This window comes from Massilibacterium senegalense (assembly GCF_001375675.1).
GTDB lineage: Bacteria > Bacillota > Bacilli > Bacillales > Massilibacteriaceae > Massilibacterium > Massilibacterium senegalense.
The window spans coordinates 279,993-300,398 of the sequence record NZ_LN831786.1; the positions used below are offsets into that span (position 1 = coordinate 279,993).

Consider the following 20,406-nt stretch of genomic DNA (forward strand, 5'->3'; position numbering starts at 1 on the left):
ATTTTATCATAATTTTTGCGAATAATTAACTTTTTCGATCATTGCGTCTTGTTGTTGGAGACAGAAACAATTAAACGGATAACAGGAATTAGGGAATGTATTTGTTTCGAAGAAAAAGGAATACTATTTTTGATAATGGGTAAGGAATTAAGAAGCGAAAAATAAATGAAACAGATTAATACAGGTGTTTAATTTGTGTTAATACAGAATCGTTGATAAAAAATATAAAGTAGAGAAAAATGCATTAAAACATAGTGAAATTCAATTGACCGATTATTTTTTTTATAGTAAACTCAATTTAACAACTAGTTGTACTATTAAAAAATAAAAACAAACTAATACAGTTTGATGTTTTTTTGCTCGATAGATAAACAAAAAAAGAAAGGAATGATTACGATGGTAAAGGAATTGTTACAACAATTTGACGCAAATGAAGTGAAAACATTTCAATTATTGAACGAACATGGAGAAGTTCAAAACGAAGCGTTTCTTCCTAATATAACAGATGAACAATTAAAAGAACTGATGAGACGGATGGTGTATACACGAGTTTGGGATCAACGAGCGATTTCATTAAATCGCCAAGGTCGATTAGGCTTTTATGCACCGGTTGCAGGACAAGAAGCTTCGATGATTGGATCGGAATTCGCATTAGAAAAAGAAGATTGGGTGTTACCTTCTTATCGTGATATTCCGCAAATGGTTTGGCATGGTCTTCCATTATATAAAGCATTCTTATATTCTCGCGGTCATTTAGAAGGTGGGCAAATAGATGAAGGCGTAAACGTTTTAATGCCACAAATCATTATTGCTGCGCAATGTACCCAAAATGCGGGAGTAGCTTTAGGATTGAAAAAACGTGGGAAAAGGAATGTTTCTTTAACGTATTTTGGAGACGGAGCAACGAGTCAAGGGGATTTTTATGAAGGACTAAACTTTGCTGGAGCGTATCAAGCACCTGCTATCTTTATTTCCCAAAATAACCGTTTTGCGATTTCTGTTCCCGTTGAAAAACAAACAGCAGCCAAAACATTGGCGCAAAAAGCAGTCGCAGCAGGGATTCGTGGCATTCAAGTCGATGGCATGGACGTATTAGCTGTATATGCAGCTGTGCAAGCAGCGCGAGAGGCGGCAATTAATGGAGAAGGTCCAACCTTTATCGAAACGTTAACGTATCGTTACGGTCCGCATACAATGGCAGGCGACGATCCAACACGTTACCGTACAAAAGAATTAGACAATGAATGGGAAGTAAAAGACCCACTTATTCGTTTTCGAAACTATTTAGAGAAAAAAGGGCTGTGGACAGAAGAAGATGAACAACGTACGGTAGAACAAGCAAAACAAAATATTAAAGAAGCGATGAAAAAAGCAGATGAAGCACCGAAACAAAAAGTGACTGATTTAATTGAAAATATGTTTGAAACATTACCACAACCTTTACAAGAGCAATTAGCAGAATATAAAAGAAAGGAGTCGAACTAAACGATGGCACAAATGACGATGATTCAAGCGATTACAGACGCGATGCGTACCGAGTTAAGAAGAGATGAAAATGTTCTTGTCTTTGGGGAAGACGTAGGTAAAAACGGAGGCGTGTTTCGAGCGACAGATGGATTACAAGCTGAATTTGGTGAAGAGCGAGTATTCGATACACCATTAGCAGAATCAGGAATTGGTGGTTTAGCTGTTGGGTTAGGGTTACAACAATTTCGTCCGGTTATGGAGATTCAGTTTTTTGGCTTTGTATTTGAAGTAATGGATGCAGTCGCTTCGCAAATGGCCAGAATGCGCTATCGCTCAGGCGGACGTTATCATTCTCCAATTACGATTCGTTCCCCATTTGGCGGAGGGGTGAAAACACCCGAATTGCATGCCGATAGTTTAGAAGGATTATTTGCACAAACACCAGGGGTAAAAGTAGTAATCCCGTCGACACCATACGATGCAAAAGGGCTGTTAATTTCTGCTATTCGTGATAATGATCCAGTCATCTTTTTAGAGCATATGAAATTATATCGTTCTTTCCGCGGAGAAGTACCAGAAGGAGAATATACGATTCCGTTGGGAAAAGCAGATATAAAACGAGAAGGAAAAGACGTGACGATTGTTACATACGGAGCAATGGTTCACTCGTCTTTGAAAGCAGCAGAAAAACTAGCAGAAGAAGGTATTGAGTGTGAGGTAATTGACTTACGTACTGTAAGCCCGTTAGATGTTGATACAATCGTGGAGTCTGTGAAGAAAACGAATCGTGCCGTCGTGGTACAAGAAGCACAAAAACAAGCGGGAGTTGCAGCAAATGTCATTGCTGAAATTAATGATCGGGCGATTTTACATTTAGAAGCTCCCGTAATGCGTGTAACGGCTCCGGATACTGTTTTTCCATTTGCGTTAGCAGAAGATATTTGGTTACCAGATTATAAAGATATTATCGAAAAAGTACATGCTGTTTTATATTTCTAAGTAAAAGGAGGAACTCTAATGGCATTTCTATTTAAACTCCCTGACATTGGGGAAGGAATTCACGAAGGTGAAATTGTGAAATGGTTCGTGAAATCAGGAGACGAAGTAAAAGAAGATGACATTTTATTAGAAGTACAAAATGATAAAGCGGTTGTGGAAATTCCTTCACCTGTAGACGGGATAATAATGGAGATTAAAGTAGAAGAAGGAACCGTTGCAATTGTTGGGGACGTATTAGTAACCATTGAGGCGGAAGGATATGAAGAAGAGCTTGTGCTAGAAGAAACGAAAGAAGCGAAAAAAGAGACGCCAGTACAAGCACAAGAAAATATACGAGTAGAAGAAGTGAAACCTTCCCCATATGTAATTGCGATGCCTTCTGTTCGGAAGTATGCGCGTGAACAAGGAATCGACATTACGAAAGTAGTTGGTAGTGGAGCGAACGGTCGAATTTTAAAAGAAGATATTGATTGTTTCCACACAGGTGGCTTGGTAGAAGCAGAGGCACCAATCAAAGCAACGCAAGAGGTTGAAGTAGTAGAGAAACAAAAAGAAGCAGCACGCGTATCTACTCCATCATTCGCTCGTGAATTAGAAACGAGAGAAAAAATTCGTGGAGTGCGGAAAGTTATTTCCCAAGCAATGATTCGTTCTAAACATACAGCACCGCACGTAACGATTATGGACGAAGTGGATGTGGCAGATTTAGTCGCACATCGCAATCGTTTTAAAGAGCAAGCAAAAGAAAAAGGAATTAAATTAACGTACTTAGCATATGTAGCAAAAGCTTTTGTAGCGGTGTTACGTGAATTCCCAATTTTAAATGCTTCGGTTGATGATGCAAATGAAGAAATCATTTATAAGCATTATTACAATATTGGAATTGCCACAGATACGGAAAAAGGATTAATGGTTCCTGTTGTGAAAGATGCTGACAGAAAGGCCATTTATCAAATTGCATCTGAAATTGCACAATTAGCAGAAAAAGCACGGGAAGGAAAAATAGCGCCGGATGAATTAAAAGGAAGTACATGTACGATTACGAATATCGGTTCTGCAGGTGGTCAGTGGTTTACACCAGTCATTAACTATCCGGAAGTAGCAATTTTAGGATTAGGTCGTATTTCTGAAAAGCCAGTAGTTCGAGATGGGGAAATTGTCGTAGCACCTGTTATTGCATTGTCGTTAAGCTTCGATCATCGTGTCATTGACGGGGCAACAGCGCAACATGCGTTAAATAAATTAAAACGGTTATTAAACGATCCGCAATTATTAATTATGGAGGCGTAAACGTATGGTAGTGGGAGAATTTACAACAGAAGTAGATACACTCGTTATCGGTGCTGGTCCAGGTGGATATGTCGCAGCAATTCGCGCAGCACAACTGGGTCAAAAAGTGGCGATTGTCGATAAAGGAAATGTAGGCGGTGTTTGTTTGAATGTCGGATGCATTCCATCAAAGGCGCTGATTACAGCTAGTCATAAATATGTTGATGCAACGTCTGGTGTTGCGATGGGGATTCAAGCAGAAAATGTAACGGTTGATTTTTCGAAAGTACAACAGTGGAAACAAAACATCGTGTCACAATTGACAGGTGGGGTAGAAGGATTATTAAAAGGAAATAACGTGGAAATTTTGAAAGGGCAAGCACTTTTTGTGAATGAAAAAGAAGTTCGTGTATTGAATGGATATGAAGTAAATCGGTACCGATTTGAACATTGTATCATCGCCACTGGTTCTAGTCCAATTGAACTGAGAGATTTTCCGTATTCCAAACGTGTCATCCATTCGACAGGTGCTTTAATGCTAGAAGAGATTCCGAAAAAGATGGTCGTAATTGGTGGTGGCTACATCGGAATCGAATTAGGAACAACATACGCTAATTTTGGAACAGAAGTAACGATTTTAGAAGGTGGCGCGCAAATTTTACCGGGATTTGAAAAGCAAATGAGTCAACTTGTTTCGCGCCGATTAAAGAAAAAAGGCAATGTAACAATTCATACGAAAGCACTGGCAAAAGGTGTAGAGGAAACAGAAAACGGAGTATATGTAACAGCGGAAATCAAAGGAGAAGAACAAAAGATAGAAGCGGATTACGTGCTTGTGACTGTTGGACGGAAACCAAATACGGATGAGCTCGGATTAGATATGGCAAATATCGAAGTCGATGATCGTGGCCTCATCAAAGTAGATCGCCAATGCCGTACGTCTAATGATCGCGTGTTTGCGATTGGAGATGCGGTGAGTGGCCCTTCGCTAGCTCATAAAGCTTCATATGAAGGGAAAATTGCAGCAGAAGCTATTTCTGGTCAAAAAAGTGAAGTAGATTATGTAGGCATTCCTGCAGTGGTGTTCTCGGAACCAGAACTTGCAACGGTTGGATATACAGAGGCACAAGCAAAAGAAGAAGGGATAGACTATACAGTTGCTAAATTTCCATTTGCAGCGAATGGTCGTGCGTTAACATTAAATGAAACGGACGGATTTATGAAGCTGATTACACGAAAAACAGACGGAGTTGTGATCGGTGCACAAGTAGCAGGTGGACACGCTTCCGATATTATTAGTGAACTATCGTTAGCGGTAGAGTGTAGTGTTACCGCAGCAGACATTGCATTAACGATTCATGCCCATCCAACGTTAGGGGAAATGACGATGGAAACAGCGGAAGTTGCGTTAGGAAATCCGATTCATATTTTGACCAAATAAACAAGCTTGCAAAAAGAGAAGGGACCTATCCCTTCTCTTGGCAAGCTTGTTATTTTTTATTGTAATAATACATGACTCGTCCGTTGAATAAGTGCAATTCTCCAGACAATTTTTTAGCAAAAAACTTTGCAAATTCATTTGCCTTATTTTTATCTGCGTATGTAGCCTGGTCAGGTAACACAATTTGAATATACGATTGCGTATTTTCATCTTCTGTTGTTTCGGTGCCAACTCCCATCAAGATGTGTGTGTATAATGTGTCGTCTTTTCCTTTTAAAGAAAGCCATTTCATGTCTCCCTCTCTTTTTTCAGAAAGAATATAAGGGAAGGCGTGTGCTTCATACTCCCATGAAAGTTGGTCGCCAGTTTTTGTTGTAATATCTCGGTAATAAGTAAGAAGATTTTCTACTTCAGCTAATGTAATCGTTGTTTGCGTAGAAGCAGGTACTAACTTAATAAAAGCACTTTGTGCCAATGTCATCACGCTCCTTTAAAACGTTTTCATTTTCATTTCTTTTCTCATAGTAGCATTATTAATTCCATCATCGCAACCGTTTAACTGAAAAGTTAAACTACTTTTACAAATAGTTAGATGTTTTTTAAAAAAAGAAAAAACCTTATCCTATCGTAGGATAAGGTTGGAACGATTATTTTTGCGTGTAAAAGGATTGTGCGTTCGTTAATTCTTTTCCTTTACTGCTTGTAATCGTTACTTTTACCGTAAAGTTTTTATTAAAATCTTCTTCTGGAATACGTATAATCATCGTTTCTTGCCCTTTTTCACTAGGTTTTACGATAATAGTTTCTGGTAGTTTTGTTACCCAATTATCTTTTATTCCTTCATACGTAATTGTGTACGTTTCTTCTTCTTCTTGGTAATTTTCCACTTGAATATTATATGTGTATAATAGTTGTCCTTCTACAGGTAAGCCTTTTGCTGTTGAACGAACTTCTGCATTAAATCCTTTTGCCCCCATTGCTGTATAAATAAGTGTTGCGGTTAAAAGTACCATAATAATAAGTAAAAATAAGTTAATTCCTTTAAATAAATGTTTAATACCTTTTTTCGGTTTCTTATCGCTAAATAACATTTGTAGTTTTCCATATGGACAAACGGTACGGCAAAATTGGAATTTTAATACGTGAATGAAAACGAAAAATACACCAGTTGTCGCTAAGTAAGAGCCACCTAATCCATTAAAGAAGTCCGCACGTAAAATTAAATCTAGTAAATCTTTTGGATCATAAAAATAAGCATATAAAGAGAAAGCAATGACAGGAGCAGCGATGAGTGACAAAATAAAGTCAACTACTTTTGCTAACTTTGGTCGTTTCTTTAAAAACTTAATTTTTGTCGTAATTTTTACTAGATAGCCACTAAATGTACTGTGTGGACACATCCAACCACAAAATTGACGCCCAAACCACTTGGTAATCGAAACAAAAAACAACACTAAAAATAAAATAGAAAGTAATAATACGACGCCTTCATGTAACGAAAAGCGTTTTGTAAATAAATAAAATCCCCCGTTTACAATATCCATTCTGAAAATATCAAAAATAGGGACTAAAAAGTATGCAATCAGAATAAATAAGTTCGTAAAATCTTTTAACTTAATTTTTTTTTGCTTCTTCGCCAAATCTAAAACACCTTCTTCGTTATATTTCGCACATATTTCTATTCTACTATATTTAATCTAGAAAGAAAAAAGATGAGGGTAGCATTTGTGAACATTTCGTGAAAGGAGAAATTGTAAGGCTTTGATATTGAAAAAAAGATAATAAATAGTAAAAAAATAGATGAAAATACTTGATTTTATACATTTTTTTGAATTATAATAATAATATGAAAATTCTGAAGGAGGGGTTTTATGGAGTACTTTGAAAAGTTATATGATGAATATGAAAACCCAAAAGTAAGATTTGTAGGATTTCATACAGATGATTTGCGATATGATTTCGGGATTATTTATACATCAAAATTTTTCGGGAAACCGTTAGTTGTATGTATGCAATCTGGTCGTTCGACGTTATTAGATATGGAAGATATTAAAAATACACAATATTTAAAAGAGATATTTTTATTAAAAACAGAAAAAGAAGCGGAAGATTTATCGGAGTTTTTAAACGGAGCGATTCCAACGATTCCGTTATCCCCACAATATGAGTAATAAAAAAATCGTAAGGATTCCTTACGATTTTTTTATTCGTTATTTTATAGCTTTATATTCTTTAATGACACGTAATGTTTGCAGCGCATGGTCTTCTGGTCCTTGTACTGGAAGTCCGGCTTTTTGGTTTTTTATAATATAATCCAAGTTTTCCTTCGTAATAATTTCTCCAGGAATTAAGATTGGAATACCTGGTGGATACACCATGATAAATTCTGCGATAATGCGGTCAACCGATTCAGAAAAAGGGACTACTTCCGTTTCGCTATAAAAGGCATCGCGAGGAGATAAAGCAAGTAGTGGAATTTCCGGTACTTCTACAGTCACTTCTCGCTTCATGCGTCCTTCTTTTAGAAAACATCCCGATAACGCTCGTAACGCTTGTAATAAAACTTGAATCGTTTCTTCGTTATCACCGAGTGTGATAATGCATAAAATATTATATAAATCGGATAATTCTACTTCGAGATTGTATTGTTCACGTAGCCAAATCTCTGCTTCGTATCCGGTAATTCCTACTTCACGTACGGAAATGAGAATTTTTGTTGGATCTAGGTCATACGTTGATTCGGCATGTAAAATTTCTTTTCCTGGACAATACAACCCTTGAATTTTATTCACTTCTTGGCGGACATATTGACTATGTTGAATCGTTTTTTCTAGTAATGCATGTCCTTTTGTTGCTAATTGTTTTCTTGCTGCATCTAAAGAAGCAAGTAGCAAATAAGAAGTAGAAGTAGTCGTTAGCATGCTTAAAATGGATTGGACACGTTCTGGTGACACATGACTAGTACGTACATTTAAAATAGAACTTTGCGTAAGGGAACCGCCTAGTTTATGCACGCTTGTTGCGGCCATATCAGCTCCTGCTTCCATCGCGGACATCGGTAATTTTTCGTGAAAGTGGATATGCACTCCGTGTGCTTCATCAACGAGAACAGGCACGTTGTAAGCATGAGCAACATCGACAATTTCTTTTAAATCTGCAACAATCCCAAAATAGGTTGGATTAATCACTAATACCGCTTTTGCATCTGGATGTACTTCCAATGCTTTCTTTACTGCTTTTGTTGTAATCCCGTGAGAAATTCCTAATGTATGATCAATTTCTGGATGAATAAATACCGGTGTTGCACCTGAAAATACAATGGCGCTCATGACAGACTTATGGACGTTACGGGGAACGATAATCTTTTCTCCTGGTCCACACGTTGCCATAATCATCGCCATAATTGCACCGCTCGTTCCTTGAACAGAAAAAAAGGTGTAATCAGCACCAAAGGCTTCTGCTGCAAGTGCTTGAGCTTCTTGAATAATGCCATGTGGGGCATGCAGGTCATCTAAAGGGCTAATATTAATTAAATCAATCGACAACGCATTTAGTCCGATAAATTCTGCGAATGTTCGTTCTACCCCGGCTCCTTTTTTATGACCTGGAATATGAAATGGAATTGGATTTTGTTGCGCATGTTTTAGTAAGCCATTAAATAATGGCATTTCATTTTGTGACAATGCAATCACCCCTTTAAAAATAAGGATTTAATCATCATTGATGAATGTAGTGTTTGATTCATAAAAAAAACAAGAAAATCTAAAAAACAAGAAAAGTATAGCAAACAGACGAAAGGAAATAAAGAAGTATTTTCATATTATTTTGTCTGAATAAAAGGATTTTTTCCCTTATTTATCGAATATTTAGTTAAAGAAGACTTTAGTAAAAGAAAGGAAGTGGATGATCATATTTGAAACGCGTATTTCTACATTATTAAGCATTGAGTATCCCATTATTCAAGGAGGACTTGCTTATTTAGCTTATTCGGAGCTTGCGGCAGCTGTTTCTAATGCAGGTGGTTTAGGACAAATTACAGCGATGACGTGCGCATCACCTGAAGATTTACGTCAAGAAATTAAAAAAGTACGTGAAAAAACGTCGAATCCATTCGGAGTAAACTTTGCGATTGGACAACATGGTCGTCCATTTGAACATATGCTAGAAGTAGCAATTGAAGAAAATGTGCCCGTTATTTCGATGACAGGTGGAAATCCGGCTCCAATTTTTGATATGTTAAAAGGGACAGATTGTAAAAAACTCGTGTTAGTAGCAGCGAAACGCCAAGCAGTAAAAGCAGAAGAACTAGGTGCAGATGCGGTAATGGTTGTTGGACAAGAAGGCGGAGGACATTTAGGAAGGGATGACCTTGGAACGATGGTGCTCGTCCCGCAAGTGGTCGATAGCGTGAAGATTCCAGTTATTGCCTCAGGTGGAATTGGCGATGGACGTGGCTTTTTAGCTGCATTAGCGCTTGGGGCAGAAGGAATCGAAATGGGTACTCGCTTTATTGCTACAAAAGAGTGTGTACACGCTAGTGAGGCGTATAAGAAGCGTTTACTTGAAGCGGATGAAAGTGATACAGTTATTATTAAACGTTCGATAGGAGCGCCAGCACGGGCGTTAAAAAGTGTATTTACCGAAAAAATTTTAGAATTAGAAGAGCGGTTTGGAACATATGAAGCGTTAAAAGAATACATTAGTGGAAAAGCAAATCGCCGTTATATTTATGACGGGGAAGAAACAGAAGGGTTTGGTTGGGCAGGTCAAGTTACCGGACGCATCCATGACATCCCATCTGTAGAAGTATTAATAAACCGAATGATTCAAGAAGCATCGGACCAATTAAATAAAATCAACCGCTTGTAAAAAATATTGATTTTTCCTTTCGTTTTGATATGATGAGAAAGCGAAAGAAGAATGAAAGCAGGTGTCTTCCGTGAGTTATCAATATCCTATAGATATCGATTGGACGAAAGAAGAAGTTATTAAAGTTATCACCTTTTTTCAACATGTAGAAAAAGCATATGAAACAGGTGTAAAAAAAGATGATTTTATGATCAAATATAAAGGATTTAAACAAGTAGTTCCTGGAAAAGGCGATGAAAAGCAAATTTGTCAACAATTTGATGAAGAATCTGGTTATTCTTGTTACCATGCCATTCAAGAAGCAAAGAAAACACCAGATGGACAGAAAATTCAATTAAAACCAAACACGAAAAAAAGGTACTGAGCCGTTCAGTACCTTTTTTTAGATTCTAGAAGCTAACGTATAAAGTGGTAAAAGAGTCGTAAACGTTTCGTCCACTTTTTCAACAAACTGTTCTGGGGTTTGTAAAATAGGATCTTGCCGGTTTATATGCATGCCGCAAAGTAATTCCGCTTTTTTTACGTTTTGCAAACGATTCGCCATTTCTGTTAATTTTTCTTCCGTTACTGTATGATGAGCAATCGCTTCTGGCTTCATATGATCAATCGACCAAACAAAGTCTTGTGGAATGTGAGAAAGAATGTCCTCTACGTGTTCTTTCACTGTGCTACCGTACTGTTTTTTAATGGGTGCTTCATAAATAATCGCAAACCAAATAAAGACGTGCGTTTCAAATAAACCAATTTGAAAATGAGGTAAAGCTTTATAGCCCCGTTTATTTGTACTAAAAGCGACCCACGTATCGTTAGGTGGATTTACTTTTCTACGAGCATGTTTTGCGACGTGATAATACATCGTCTCATTCGTTTTTTCAGTTAAACGTTTTGCAAAAATTTCCCCTAGTGCTTCTAAATTTGGACGAATGTCTGATTTAATCGCTGCCATTCGTTCATCTAATCCATCCATTGTGAAAATTTGAAAATCAGTTGGTGAAAATCCCGTAAAGTTCATATTTATCCCTCTTTTTTTGAAAGTTTTCTTTTTTTTAGTGTATCATAAAATGTGACTTATTCTAAAATGTTTACCAAGTAAGGAAAAGTGGAAAAAGCATAGTAGGGGAAATTTCCTTCCATAAACAAGAATACTTTCCTTCTGTTCTTTTTCACAAATAAAGGTGCTAAAAAGTTGCATTCTTCCTACGTTTGCAATATTATATTAATAAAGATTCAGAAAATTTAGCATTTTTATTTTTAATAGTGGAAAAAGGAGTTTACTAGTGAGAAAGCAACAGGATGTACATGGACCTTGGACTAGTTATTCTCCTATTTATCTTAATGAAAAATCAAAGGGGTGTAGGTCAAATGAAACAAGTACTTGATATCTTAAAAAGAACAGATGCAGAAGATAGAATTCGAGTTCTCCGTTTAGAAATTGATTATGAGTTATTAACCCTACACGACGCGATGATTGCAGAAGATATAGAGACTATAAACGAAACAAAGTATCGATTACAACAATTAAGTCAAGAGTTAATGAGACTAGAAGCATAATCCCTTACAAAGGCGAACCTTTTCAAATGGGTTCGTTTTTTGTATGATATTGTAAATAGACAACAAAAAGGAGCAGGACCATGGAATTTAACAAAGAAGAGATTCACCTTCAAGCGCTTGAGTGGATGAAAGAAGCGGGAGTAATGTTACGAGCATCCTTTAAAGATCAAATTAAAATTGATTTTAAATCGAACCCACACGATTTAGTAACGAACATGGATAAAAAAATCGAACAATTTTTTATGGAACAAATTAAATTGAAGTTTCCTCACCACCACATGTTAGGAGAAGAAGGATTCGGTGATACAGAAGTAATCAAAGAAGGAGTCGTTTGGTTAGTAGATCCCATTGATGGAACGATGAATTTTGTTCATCAACATCGTAATTTTGCGATTTCAATCGGGGTATATGTAAACGGAATTGGGAAAGTCGGATATATTTATGATGTGATGGGGGACGAATTATTTTATGCCATTGAAAATGAAGGAGCGTTTTTGAATGACAAACCGCTACCAAAATTACCGAAAGTTCAAGTGCCAGAAGCAATGATTTCGTTAAATCCTTCTTGGGTAGTCGAAAATCCGCATGTCCATCCACACGTATTAGCGAATTTAGTCCGTGATATGAGAGGAACTCGTGCGTACGGTTCTGCAGCGTTAGAATTAGCGTATGTAGCAGCTGGAAGGCTAGATGGGTACATGTCGATGCGACTTGCACCGTGGGATTATTCTGCTGGTCTTGTGATATTAAAAGAAGTGGGAGCGGTCGTTTCTACTGTTCATGGAAAAGAATTAATTTTTCACCCGAGTACAAGTTTATTTGCTGCAAAGCCAGGATTACATGAAGAAGTCGTAGAACGCTATTTAAAAAAAGGGATAAAAAAGTAAGGGAAGCGTGTAGCGACCCTTACCTTTTACATTTCACCGCGTTCTCTGCGTTTTTTTCGACGAACAAATCCCATGCCAATTACCCCAACACCAGCAAGTAAAGATAAGATGATTCCGATGATACTTTGTTCTGCAATAAATACACCGATTAGCACAAAACATGTAACCCCTAAAATAGCGATAGCTAAATTAATAAAATCGATTTTGTTTGTTTCGTTCATTATGTTCCTCCTTGTCACCCTTGTATATTTCATTCTATCTAAAAAATAATAAAATAAAAAGTAATACCTTTTAAAACATTCGGACTGAGTTTATGTTATAATTAACAACGCTAAATTTTTTTTACTAAGGGGCGGTCTTTCACATGACGAAATTTCGTGAGAATATCCGAAATATTGCAATTATTGCCCATGTTGACCATGGGAAAACAACATTAGTCGATCAGTTATTACATCAATCAGGTACGTTTCGTTCCAATGAACAAGTACAAGAACGCGCAATGGATTCCAATGATATTGAAAAAGAACGTGGTATTACTATTTTAGCAAAAACAACAGCTATTAATTATAAAGATCATCGGATTAATATTGTGGATACACCAGGACATGCGGATTTTGGTGGAGAAGTAGAACGAATTATGAAAATGGTTGATGGTGTATTATTAGTAGTTGATTCTTTTGAAGGTACGATGCCGCAAACTCGCTTCGTATTGAAAAAAGCATTAGAACAAAAATTAACACCAATCGTTGTTGTAAATAAAATTGATAAACCGATGGCACGACCAGAACAAGTTATTGACGAAGTAATTGATTTATTTATCGATTTAGGAGCGGATGAAGATCAACTGGAATTCCCAGTTATTTATGCATCAGGATTAAATGGAACAGCAAGTCTTTCTCCAGATCCAAGCGACCAAGAAGAAAACATGCAAGTCCTATTTAATCAAGTGTTAGAAACGATTCCTGCGCCAATCGACAACATTGATGAGCCGCTACAATTTCAAGTGACCATGCTTGATTATAACGACTATTTAGGACGAATCGGGATTGGACGTGTCTTCCGCGGAAAAATTAAAGTAGGCGATCAAGTATCGTTAATGAAATTGGACGGTTCAGTGCGTAATTTCCGCGTAACAAAATTATTCGGTTTTCTTGGTTTAAAACGAATTGAAATTAACGAAGCAGAGGCGGGTGACATCGTTGCTGTTTCTGGAATGGAACAAATCAATGTTGGAGAAACAATCTGTCCTCCGGATCATTTAGATGCTCTTCAAGCACTTCACATTGATGAACCAACGCTACAAATGACATTTGTTACAAATAACAGTCCTTTTGCAGGTCGAGAAGGGAAATTTATTACTAGTCGTAAAATCGAAGAACGGTTAAAAGCGGAACTAGAAACGGACGTTAGTTTACGAGTAGAAAATACGGAGTCTCCAGATATGTGGGTTGTTTCTGGACGCGGAGAACTTCATTTATCCATCTTAATTGAAACGATGCGCCGGGAAGGCTATGAAATCCAACTCTCTAAACCAGAAGTTATCGTAAAAGAAATAGATGGTGTGAAATGTGAACCGTTTGAACGGGTGCAAATTGATGTACCAGATGAATATACAGGTGGCGTTATGGAATCACTAGGGTATCGTAAAGGTGAAATGTTAAACATGGTGCATAGTGATACAGGACAAGTTCGTTTAGAATTTTTAATTCCATCGCGTGGATTGATTGGATATAGTTCAGAATTCATGGCACAAACAAAAGGATATGGGATTTTAAACCATACATTTGAGTGCTACAAACCAATGATTCCAGGAAGTCTTGGCGGACGTCGTCAAGGTGTACTAGTTGCTTTAGAAAGCGGAAAAGTAACCGCATATGCGATTCAACAATTAGAAGATCGTGGAATTATTTTCGTAGAACCAGGTACAGATGTGTACGAAGGAATGATTATCGGGGAACATAACCGCGAAAATGACTTAACTGTAAACATTACGAAACAAAAACAATTAACAAACATGCGTGCTTCTGCTAAAGATTCTACGGTAACGATTAAACGTCCTAGAGTGATGTCACTAGAAGAAGCGTTATCGTATTTAAATGAAGACGAATATTGTGAAGTAACACCAGAATCGATTCGTTTACGTAAAAAAATATTAAATAAAAATGCACGTGAAAAAGCAGCAAAACGTACGACAAAATAATAGGCGGTTCGTGTATTAGACGGTATAATAAAGAAAGATGTCTTCATTCTGTAGTGGATGAAGTGGAAAACAAATGTAGCTTTTTACGCTAGCTCTGTTTTACGGGCAGTTGTTCTCTTCCATAAGAAAGGGAATTGCTGCCCATTTATCTATTGTAAAGGAGGAATGTATCCATGACGGATAATCAAGTGGAATCCATGCTGTCCTTTTCGGCAAAGTTAGTTGGGTTTCCAGAAAATGGGCAAATTAGTTTTTGGTTATTGTTTGGAATCATCACGATTTTATCAATTATCGTGTATAAGTTAGGATTTGCAAAAAAACTAACGCTTGGAAAAAACTTAATTATTTATTTCCTTCTCGCTATCGGATGTTTTCCAATTACCCTTTTTGGAATTAAATATCCAGTAGCTGAAGTGTTAGCTATTTCGGTTGTAGTATTGGCGATTTATAAAATTCGTTTACATCAGTCTAAAAAACAGAAAACATCACCTGAAGGGGAAGTGACTCGTCCATGAACCTTCAAGATATGATTTATAATTGGCTAACGATTGACGTAGTGTTGAAAGCAAGACCAGACGACGATGCTGCACGAGAAACGATGCAATTGTTTATAAATATGTTGCAAGAAGAGCATCGTGTTCAACATGTTTCGTATGAAAAAAAGGAAGAATGGTATGAAGTGTCGTTTATGCAAGGAGAAAAAGAACGTTCGTATCGATTTCCAAATGAAATGATTGAACAATTATTAGTAGAAATCGAAGCGAATCCAAAAATGTATACCATTAAAAACAGCGACGATTAACCTAACCGTCGCTGTTTTTACTATGTACGTGGCGATATTTTAAATAACCTATGCTAATACTATAAAGAAAGTGCCCGATAACCCAATCGAAAAAAGCAGTGAAGTCCGTTGGGGGCAGGTACTTCTTTTGGCGTCCAAGCGGTTAAAGGGAAGTACAATAAAAAAGCGGGAAATATTAATAAAAAGGCAGTTAGTTGCAAGGCGAAAAAAGCTGTTGCTTTCAAAAAGTGAACGACACAAACAAAGGTAATCGCAATTGCCTAGGACACAATGAGATGGAAGAAAAACTCCACATACCTGGAAAAGATATCGTTCCTAAAATAGGAATAAAATCTACGTTTAACAATAAGGTGAATAGTTTAATATCCATTACTTTTTCTATTAGATAAAAGATCAATCCTAATAAAAATCCAGTAATGGTACCGTAAATAAATCCACGTTTCGTCATCGTTACCACCAATCAGAAGGTTGTTTTTTAGGTGTATATAATTTAAAATTTCCACTTTCATGATGTGCGATTGTCTTTTTGGCAATACGGTCTGTACATTCTTGACACATATACGTATGAACGGGTCTATTTCTTAATTTTTTCGCTACGCTTGATTCGCTATCAATATTTTCGATTTTGTCACATAATACACATTTTACTCTCATCTTATCACCTCTTCATAAAATCCCGCTGAAACGGGACATACTATCATACAAAATTACGGAAAAATCATTAGGAAATAGGGAGAAGTGGGGTAGATGAACTTGTCTACCCTATCTATTAAAAAAGCTTATAAAGGTAGTATAACAAAAAAGAAAGAGATACTCATAAAATAACATTTTGTGTTTATATTTTGTAAAAGAAAGGAATAGTAATTTTAGAAAGAGAAAGGAGCGTTTATGATGCACAATCGATCAGAAAACAGATTGTCTGAAAGTTTACTGTCCATCTTACAAAAAGAGCGCTACGTTTTACTTGCAAGTATCGACTTTGAAACGAAAGGACCATGTCTGCATGCTATTAGTTGGGTGTATGCACCAAACTCTACTACTGTTTATTTCGTGATTGATATGCGTTCACGCTTAATTCGCAATATTAAACAAGAGAAAAAAGTCGCCATTACGGTGATTGGAGATGACTCCACTTATTCGATATATGGAAATGCTTCTATTTCGATGGAGCGATTAAAAGAGGTACCGTTATTGTTATCGCTTGTGAAAGTAGATGTGACTCAAGTTCGCGATGTGATGTTTTATGGAGGAAAAATATCTTCTCCTCCCGAATATGAAAAGACATATGATAAAAACGCAGCAGATAAACTTGATGCACAGGTAATGGAAGCAATGAAAAAGCTTAGTTTGTCTTAAACTAAGTTTCTTTTGCAAGGAAAAAGAAAGTTTGCTGTTCGTTTAGGAAAAATAATACAACTCGTCGATGAAACTTCAAAAAAGTGGAGATGGCTACCAATGCACCCGCTCAATCATGAGTATGGGGAGGTTGACGAACATAAAAGAGAAATATGAGCATACGATGATGAAAAGGGGAATTGTAGGATGTGCAGGAGGTCGTACATTGAAAAAAATATATGTGCTCGATACCAATGTATTATTGCAAGACCCGTATTCCATTTTTGCTTTTGAAGATAATGATGTTATTATCCCAGCAGTTGTATTAGAAGAAGTGGACTCTAAAAAACGCAATATGGATGAAGTGGGCTATAATGCCCGTCAGTTTTCGCGCATCATTGATGAATTGCGCTTACAAGGAAATTTGCATGAATGTACGAAATTATCGAATGGTGGGACACTAAGAATAGAATTAAATCATCGTTCAATGGATACGTTAGAACAAATTTTTATTGAAAAAACGAATGACAATCGAATTTTAGCTATTGCATTAAATTTACAAAAAGAGCAAGGAGCAACGAAAGAAAACAAACCTGTCATTTTAGTAAGTAAAGATGCACTCGTACGTGTGAAAGCTGATGCACTAGGAATACCATCCGAAGATTATTTAAGCGATCGGGTAATTGAAAAAAGTACGAGTATTTATCCTGGTTTTTTAGAAATGTATGTACCAAGGCACTTGTTAGAAAGTTTTTATCAAGACGAAAGTTTGCCGACAACCGCTATTGCGCAGCATCCTTTTTATCCAAATCAATTTGTTATTTTAAAGGATGCACTCGGAAGTTCTGCTTCTGCTGTTGGGATGGTAGATGAAACAGGTGAAATGATTAAAAAATGCCATACGGATACCCATGAAATATGGGGAATTAAACCGCGCAACGTGCAACAAAAAATGGCACTCGAGTTATTGTTACGCCAAGACATCCCACTTGTAACGATGATTGGTAAAGCAGGGACGGGTAAAACGTTGCTTGCTTTAGCCGCGAGTTTGTTACAAACAGAAGATTTAAATTGGTATAAACGTCTAGTTGTACTACGCCCAATCGTTCCGCTTGGAAAAGATATCGGATATTTACCTGGGGAAAAAGAAGAAAAGTTACGCCCATGGATGCAGCCGATTTATGATAACTTAGAATATTTATTTGATGTGAAAAATCCTGGAGAAATCGATCGTATTTTATCTGGAATGCATTCCATTCAAGTAGAAGCTCTTACATATATTCGTGGACGAAGTATTCCAGAACAATTTATTATTATTGATGAGGCGCAAAATTTAACAAAGCATGAAGTGAAAACGATTTTAACACGTGTAGGAGAGAATAGTAAAATCGTGTTAATGGGTGACCCTGCACAAATTGATCACCCGTACCTCGATCAATATAATAATGGACTTACGTATGTCGTGGAAAAATTCAAACAAGAATCGATTAGTGGACATGTCCAATTAATAAAAGGAGAACGAAGCAAATTAGCGCAATTAGCAGCTGATTTATTATAACAACAAGAAGGTCGCACCTTGTAGAGTGCGACCTTCTTATTTTACGTGCGCATTGCATGGGCGAAAACTTGGTGGTGAAAGTCCACTAAAGGCCTAGCGGTAGGAACTGTTAGCGAAAGGCAAGGTAGCGTAGTGGATGAAGGAAGCTGGACGCAAACTCCTGAACTGACGAACAGAAATTAGATAGAAGGCTGAATTAGGTCGGATAAATCTACGTAACAAGATAAAGTCCGATACTGCCCGAAACCTATACAGTAAATCTAACAGTTACATGGGAGGAAAGTTTTTACTCTTACCAGGGGGTCTTGTGAGGGTGCAGTGGGAAGTTCTTTGAAACGCAAGTTTCTTGGCTTCTGTCTACTAGCCACAAAGAATGGAGTTAAAATTCGTCTTCCTAACAAAGCGAAGGCGACCGTCAATGAGAAACTCAAGCGAATCACCAAACGCAATCGTGGACGGAATTTTGAAGTGATTTTAAAAGAAATCCAGCAACTTATGACAGGGTGGATAAACTACTACGGTATAGGGGAAATGAAAGGGTTTATGAAAAATCTCAATGGTTGGTTGAAGCGAAGAATGAGACAATATATTTGGAAGCAATGGAAAAATCCACGTACGAAAAGAAGAAATCTAATTGGCTTAGGTATCGATAAACATAAAGCTTACGAATGGTCGAATACAAGAAAAAGCTATTGGACTCTATCCAAAAGCCATGTCCTTCACTGTTCACTAACAGATAAAGAACTGGCATCAAGAGGTTATAAAGACATCGCTCTTCAATACCAGTTCGTACACTCAAACTATTGAACCACCGTATACGAAACCGTACGTACGGTGGCGTGAGAGGGGCGAAAAGTTACTTAACTTTTCCCTCTATTCGATTTCAATTTCTATAATATTTGTAAAAGGAGTATCTTTGTTGGAGCCATCGCCAAAATAAAAATAAATGGGACCATCTTCTTGCAATGGTTTTCCGTTTTCTGAAAATTGAACGACTCCATCTAATAATTGTTGTAATGTAATTTTAAATGTTTCGCCTTTTTCCGTTTTTAGAACGGCTTTACTTGCGCTATCTAACACTTCAGCATTGATAATGAACGGTTTTAATTTCATTCCGTATGTACCTTTTAAAATTTTTTCTTTTTCAAAATGTTTGACACTTTTGTTAATAGGAGGAAATAGCGCACCTTCTGTTAATTCTCGGTCCCAATGGGCAGAAACGTTTTTCGTGTATTCTTCGAGATGGTTATCCCCTTCTTTGTGCTTTCCATTAAAATAATCCGTTAAATCAATTTTTCGATCATCAAAAATCCATACACTTGGATCTAATGTTAAGGAATGTTTTAATTGGCCGACTAGAGCTATTGTTTTTATCATATGAGCACCTCCTCACTCTCTTTAACTTTATTTATAAGTATAAAGAAAAGATTCTTATTTGTCACTTTCATACGGTTGGACGAACTTTCTATTTAATGCTTTTTTGGACGGGGAGGAGCAAAAGTGTGATGGCGAGAAGGAGAAGTTGCGTTTGAAGAGAAGATAACAAGACAGAATGAGAATGATTAGCATTTGGTAGTTGCAAAATATAGTTGAAAGCGATAAGATTTAAACAAGATATTAGCTTGAGCGGAGGGGTATACATGAGCACGAAAACAAATACTGCCATCAACAAAGAAGCCTTTGATTTGTTAACAGCAGATGCATATAAAATTATTAATTTAATTGAGGTTCAATTAAACAATTTAACGATGCCAAAGTGTCCGTTGTATGAAGAAGTATTAGATACACAAATGTTTGGATTATCGCGCGAAATTGATTTTGCTGTTCGTCTAAGTTTAATTCGTGAAGAGGATGGGAAACAGTTGTTAGATAATGTTGAAAAAAAATTGTCAGCATTATATGAAGAACGATCTACATCAATGAAAGGTAGCCAGCAAAATCATAGGAAGAACATGAAAAAACATAAAAGATAGCGGAAGAATCAGTTGTTTCATTTACGTAAATTGCATTCCACTTTTTTTGAGGATG

At 36.8% G+C, this 20,406-nt stretch carries 24 protein-coding genes; 16 read left to right on the forward strand and 8 right to left on the reverse strand.

From position 1 onward, the window contains the following. Positions 1 to 396: 396 nt before the first annotated feature. From pdhA to lpdA, 4 genes are read left to right on the forward strand one after another with little or no spacing between them, the layout of a single operon-like run. Positions 397 to 1,485, forward strand: a complete 1,089-nt coding sequence (pdhA, locus tag BN1372_RS04795) for a pyruvate dehydrogenase (acetyl-transferring) E1 component subunit alpha (protein WP_062197720.1) — start codon at positions 397 to 399, stop codon at positions 1,483 to 1,485. Between the two features lie 3 nt (positions 1,486 to 1,488). Beyond that, entirely contained in the window at positions 1,489 to 2,466 is a 978-nt protein-coding gene (locus tag BN1372_RS04800; protein WP_062197721.1) for an alpha-ketoacid dehydrogenase subunit beta, read from the forward strand. Positions 2,467 to 2,484: 18 nt separating this feature from the next. Then, complete coding sequence (locus BN1372_RS04805; RefSeq protein ID WP_062197722.1) at positions 2,485 to 3,756, forward strand: dihydrolipoamide acetyltransferase family protein; 1,272 nt, start codon at positions 2,485 to 2,487, stop codon at positions 3,754 to 3,756. 4 nt (positions 3,757 to 3,760) lie between these two features. Further along, positions 3,761 to 5,176 (forward strand): dihydrolipoyl dehydrogenase, encoded by a 1,416-nt coding sequence (gene lpdA, locus BN1372_RS04810; protein ID WP_062197723.1) that lies wholly within the window; start codon positions 3,761 to 3,763, stop codon positions 5,174 to 5,176. A 49-nt stretch (positions 5,177 to 5,225) separates the two neighbouring features. On the opposite strand, the gene BN1372_RS04815 is transcribed toward lpdA, so the two are convergent. Further along, positions 5,226 to 5,657, reverse strand: coding sequence for a DUF1885 family protein (locus tag BN1372_RS04815; RefSeq protein WP_325062693.1), 432 nt, complete (start codon positions 5,655 to 5,657; stop codon positions 5,226 to 5,228). A gap of 166 nt (positions 5,658 to 5,823) precedes the next feature. Continuing rightward, on the reverse strand, positions 5,824 to 6,816 hold the full coding sequence (locus BN1372_RS04820; RefSeq protein WP_062197725.1) for a 4Fe-4S binding protein: 993 nt from the start codon (positions 6,814 to 6,816) through the stop codon (positions 5,824 to 5,826). A gap of 231 nt (positions 6,817 to 7,047) precedes the next feature. Here BN1372_RS04820 and BN1372_RS04825 point away from each other — a divergent pair, with 231 nt between their 5' ends. Then, entirely contained in the window at positions 7,048 to 7,347 is a 300-nt protein-coding gene (locus BN1372_RS04825; protein WP_062197726.1) for a DUF3055 domain-containing protein, read from the forward strand. 39 nt (positions 7,348 to 7,386) lie between these two features. Here BN1372_RS04825 and BN1372_RS04830 read toward each other — a convergent pair whose 3' ends face one another. Further along, positions 7,387 to 8,859 carry an aminotransferase class I/II-fold pyridoxal phosphate-dependent enzyme gene (locus tag BN1372_RS04830; RefSeq protein WP_062197727.1) on the reverse strand — a complete coding sequence of 491 codons (1,473 nt, stop codon included), beginning with the start codon at positions 8,857 to 8,859 and terminating at the stop codon, positions 7,387 to 7,389. A gap of 220 nt (positions 8,860 to 9,079) precedes the next feature. On the opposite strand from BN1372_RS04830, the gene BN1372_RS04835 reads away from it, so the two are divergent. Then, complete coding sequence (locus BN1372_RS04835; protein WP_407656436.1) at positions 9,080 to 10,045, forward strand: NAD(P)H-dependent flavin oxidoreductase; 966 nt, start codon at positions 9,080 to 9,082, stop codon at positions 10,043 to 10,045. A gap of 70 nt (positions 10,046 to 10,115) precedes the next feature. Then, positions 10,116 to 10,409, forward strand: coding sequence for a UPF0223 family protein (locus tag BN1372_RS04840; protein WP_062197728.1), 294 nt, complete (start codon positions 10,116 to 10,118; stop codon positions 10,407 to 10,409). Between the two features lie 18 nt (positions 10,410 to 10,427). Here BN1372_RS04840 and BN1372_RS04845 read toward each other — a convergent pair whose 3' ends face one another. Then, positions 10,428 to 11,057, reverse strand: a complete 630-nt coding sequence (locus BN1372_RS04845) for a YktB family protein (protein ID WP_062197729.1) — start codon at positions 11,055 to 11,057, stop codon at positions 10,428 to 10,430. A gap of 350 nt (positions 11,058 to 11,407) precedes the next feature. On the opposite strand from BN1372_RS04845, the gene BN1372_RS04850 reads away from it, so the two are divergent. After that, positions 11,408 to 11,596 (forward strand): hypothetical protein, encoded by a 189-nt coding sequence (locus tag BN1372_RS04850; protein WP_062201098.1) that lies wholly within the window; start codon positions 11,408 to 11,410, stop codon positions 11,594 to 11,596. 80 nt (positions 11,597 to 11,676) lie between these two features. Beyond that, positions 11,677 to 12,483, forward strand: coding sequence for an inositol monophosphatase family protein (locus BN1372_RS04855; RefSeq protein WP_062197730.1), 807 nt, complete (start codon positions 11,677 to 11,679; stop codon positions 12,481 to 12,483). Between the two features lie 26 nt (positions 12,484 to 12,509). On the opposite strand, the gene BN1372_RS04860 is transcribed toward BN1372_RS04855, so the two are convergent. Then, complete coding sequence (locus BN1372_RS04860) at positions 12,510 to 12,704, reverse strand: DUF5325 family protein (RefSeq protein ID WP_062197731.1); 195 nt, start codon at positions 12,702 to 12,704, stop codon at positions 12,510 to 12,512. A 143-nt stretch (positions 12,705 to 12,847) separates the two neighbouring features. On the opposite strand from BN1372_RS04860, the gene typA reads away from it, so the two are divergent. The 3 genes from typA (at position 12,848) to BN1372_RS04875 (ending at position 15,485) form a co-directional block, all read left to right on the forward strand. After that, complete coding sequence (gene typA / locus BN1372_RS04865; RefSeq protein WP_062197732.1) at positions 12,848 to 14,683, forward strand: translational GTPase TypA; 1,836 nt, start codon at positions 12,848 to 12,850, stop codon at positions 14,681 to 14,683. Positions 14,684 to 14,856: 173 nt separating this feature from the next. Beyond that, positions 14,857 to 15,198: a YlaH-like family protein gene (locus BN1372_RS04870; RefSeq protein WP_062197733.1), complete on the forward strand. Its 342-nt coding sequence runs from the start codon at positions 14,857 to 14,859 to the stop codon at positions 15,196 to 15,198. Then, on the forward strand, positions 15,195 to 15,485 hold the full coding sequence (locus BN1372_RS04875) for a hypothetical protein (RefSeq protein WP_062197734.1): 291 nt from the start codon (positions 15,195 to 15,197) through the stop codon (positions 15,483 to 15,485). The genes BN1372_RS04870 and BN1372_RS04875 overlap by 4 nt, the downstream gene beginning before the upstream one ends. 220 nt (positions 15,486 to 15,705) lie before the next feature. On the opposite strand, the gene BN1372_RS14930 is transcribed toward BN1372_RS04875, so the two are convergent. After that, entirely contained in the window at positions 15,706 to 15,933 is a 228-nt protein-coding gene (locus BN1372_RS14930) for a hypothetical protein (RefSeq protein ID WP_062197735.1), read from the reverse strand. A gap of 2 nt (positions 15,934 to 15,935) precedes the next feature. Beyond that, positions 15,936 to 16,139 (reverse strand): YlaI family protein, encoded by a 204-nt coding sequence (locus tag BN1372_RS04885; protein ID WP_062197736.1) that lies wholly within the window; start codon positions 16,137 to 16,139, stop codon positions 15,936 to 15,938. 237 nt (positions 16,140 to 16,376) lie between these two features. Between BN1372_RS04885 and BN1372_RS04890 the strand changes: the two genes are divergently transcribed. From BN1372_RS04890 to BN1372_RS04900, 3 genes are all read left to right on the forward strand, one after another. Next, positions 16,377 to 16,841: a pyridoxamine 5'-phosphate oxidase family protein gene (locus BN1372_RS04890; RefSeq protein WP_062197737.1), complete on the forward strand. Its 465-nt coding sequence runs from the start codon at positions 16,377 to 16,379 to the stop codon at positions 16,839 to 16,841. A gap of 166 nt (positions 16,842 to 17,007) precedes the next feature. Continuing rightward, a complete protein-coding gene (locus tag BN1372_RS04895; RefSeq protein WP_062201101.1) occupies positions 17,008 to 18,378 on the forward strand; it encodes a PhoH family protein in 1,371 nt (456 codons plus the stop codon). A 330-nt stretch (positions 18,379 to 18,708) separates the two neighbouring features. Next, the gene (locus BN1372_RS04900; protein WP_222704670.1) at positions 18,709 to 19,185 is read left to right on the forward strand and encodes a group II intron maturase-specific domain-containing protein; all 477 of its coding nucleotides are present in this window, start codon (positions 18,709 to 18,711) and stop codon (positions 19,183 to 19,185) included. 66 nt (positions 19,186 to 19,251) lie between these two features. On the opposite strand, the gene BN1372_RS04905 is transcribed toward BN1372_RS04900, so the two are convergent. Further along, complete coding sequence (locus BN1372_RS04905; protein ID WP_062197738.1) at positions 19,252 to 19,755, reverse strand: hypothetical protein; 504 nt, start codon at positions 19,753 to 19,755, stop codon at positions 19,252 to 19,254. Positions 19,756 to 20,018: 263 nt separating this feature from the next. Here BN1372_RS04905 and BN1372_RS04910 point away from each other — a divergent pair, with 263 nt between their 5' ends. Then, on the forward strand, positions 20,019 to 20,351 hold the full coding sequence (locus BN1372_RS04910; RefSeq protein ID WP_074018134.1) for an Fpa/YlaN family protein: 333 nt from the start codon (positions 20,019 to 20,021) through the stop codon (positions 20,349 to 20,351). The last annotated feature ends 55 nt before the right edge of the window (positions 20,352 to 20,406 follow it).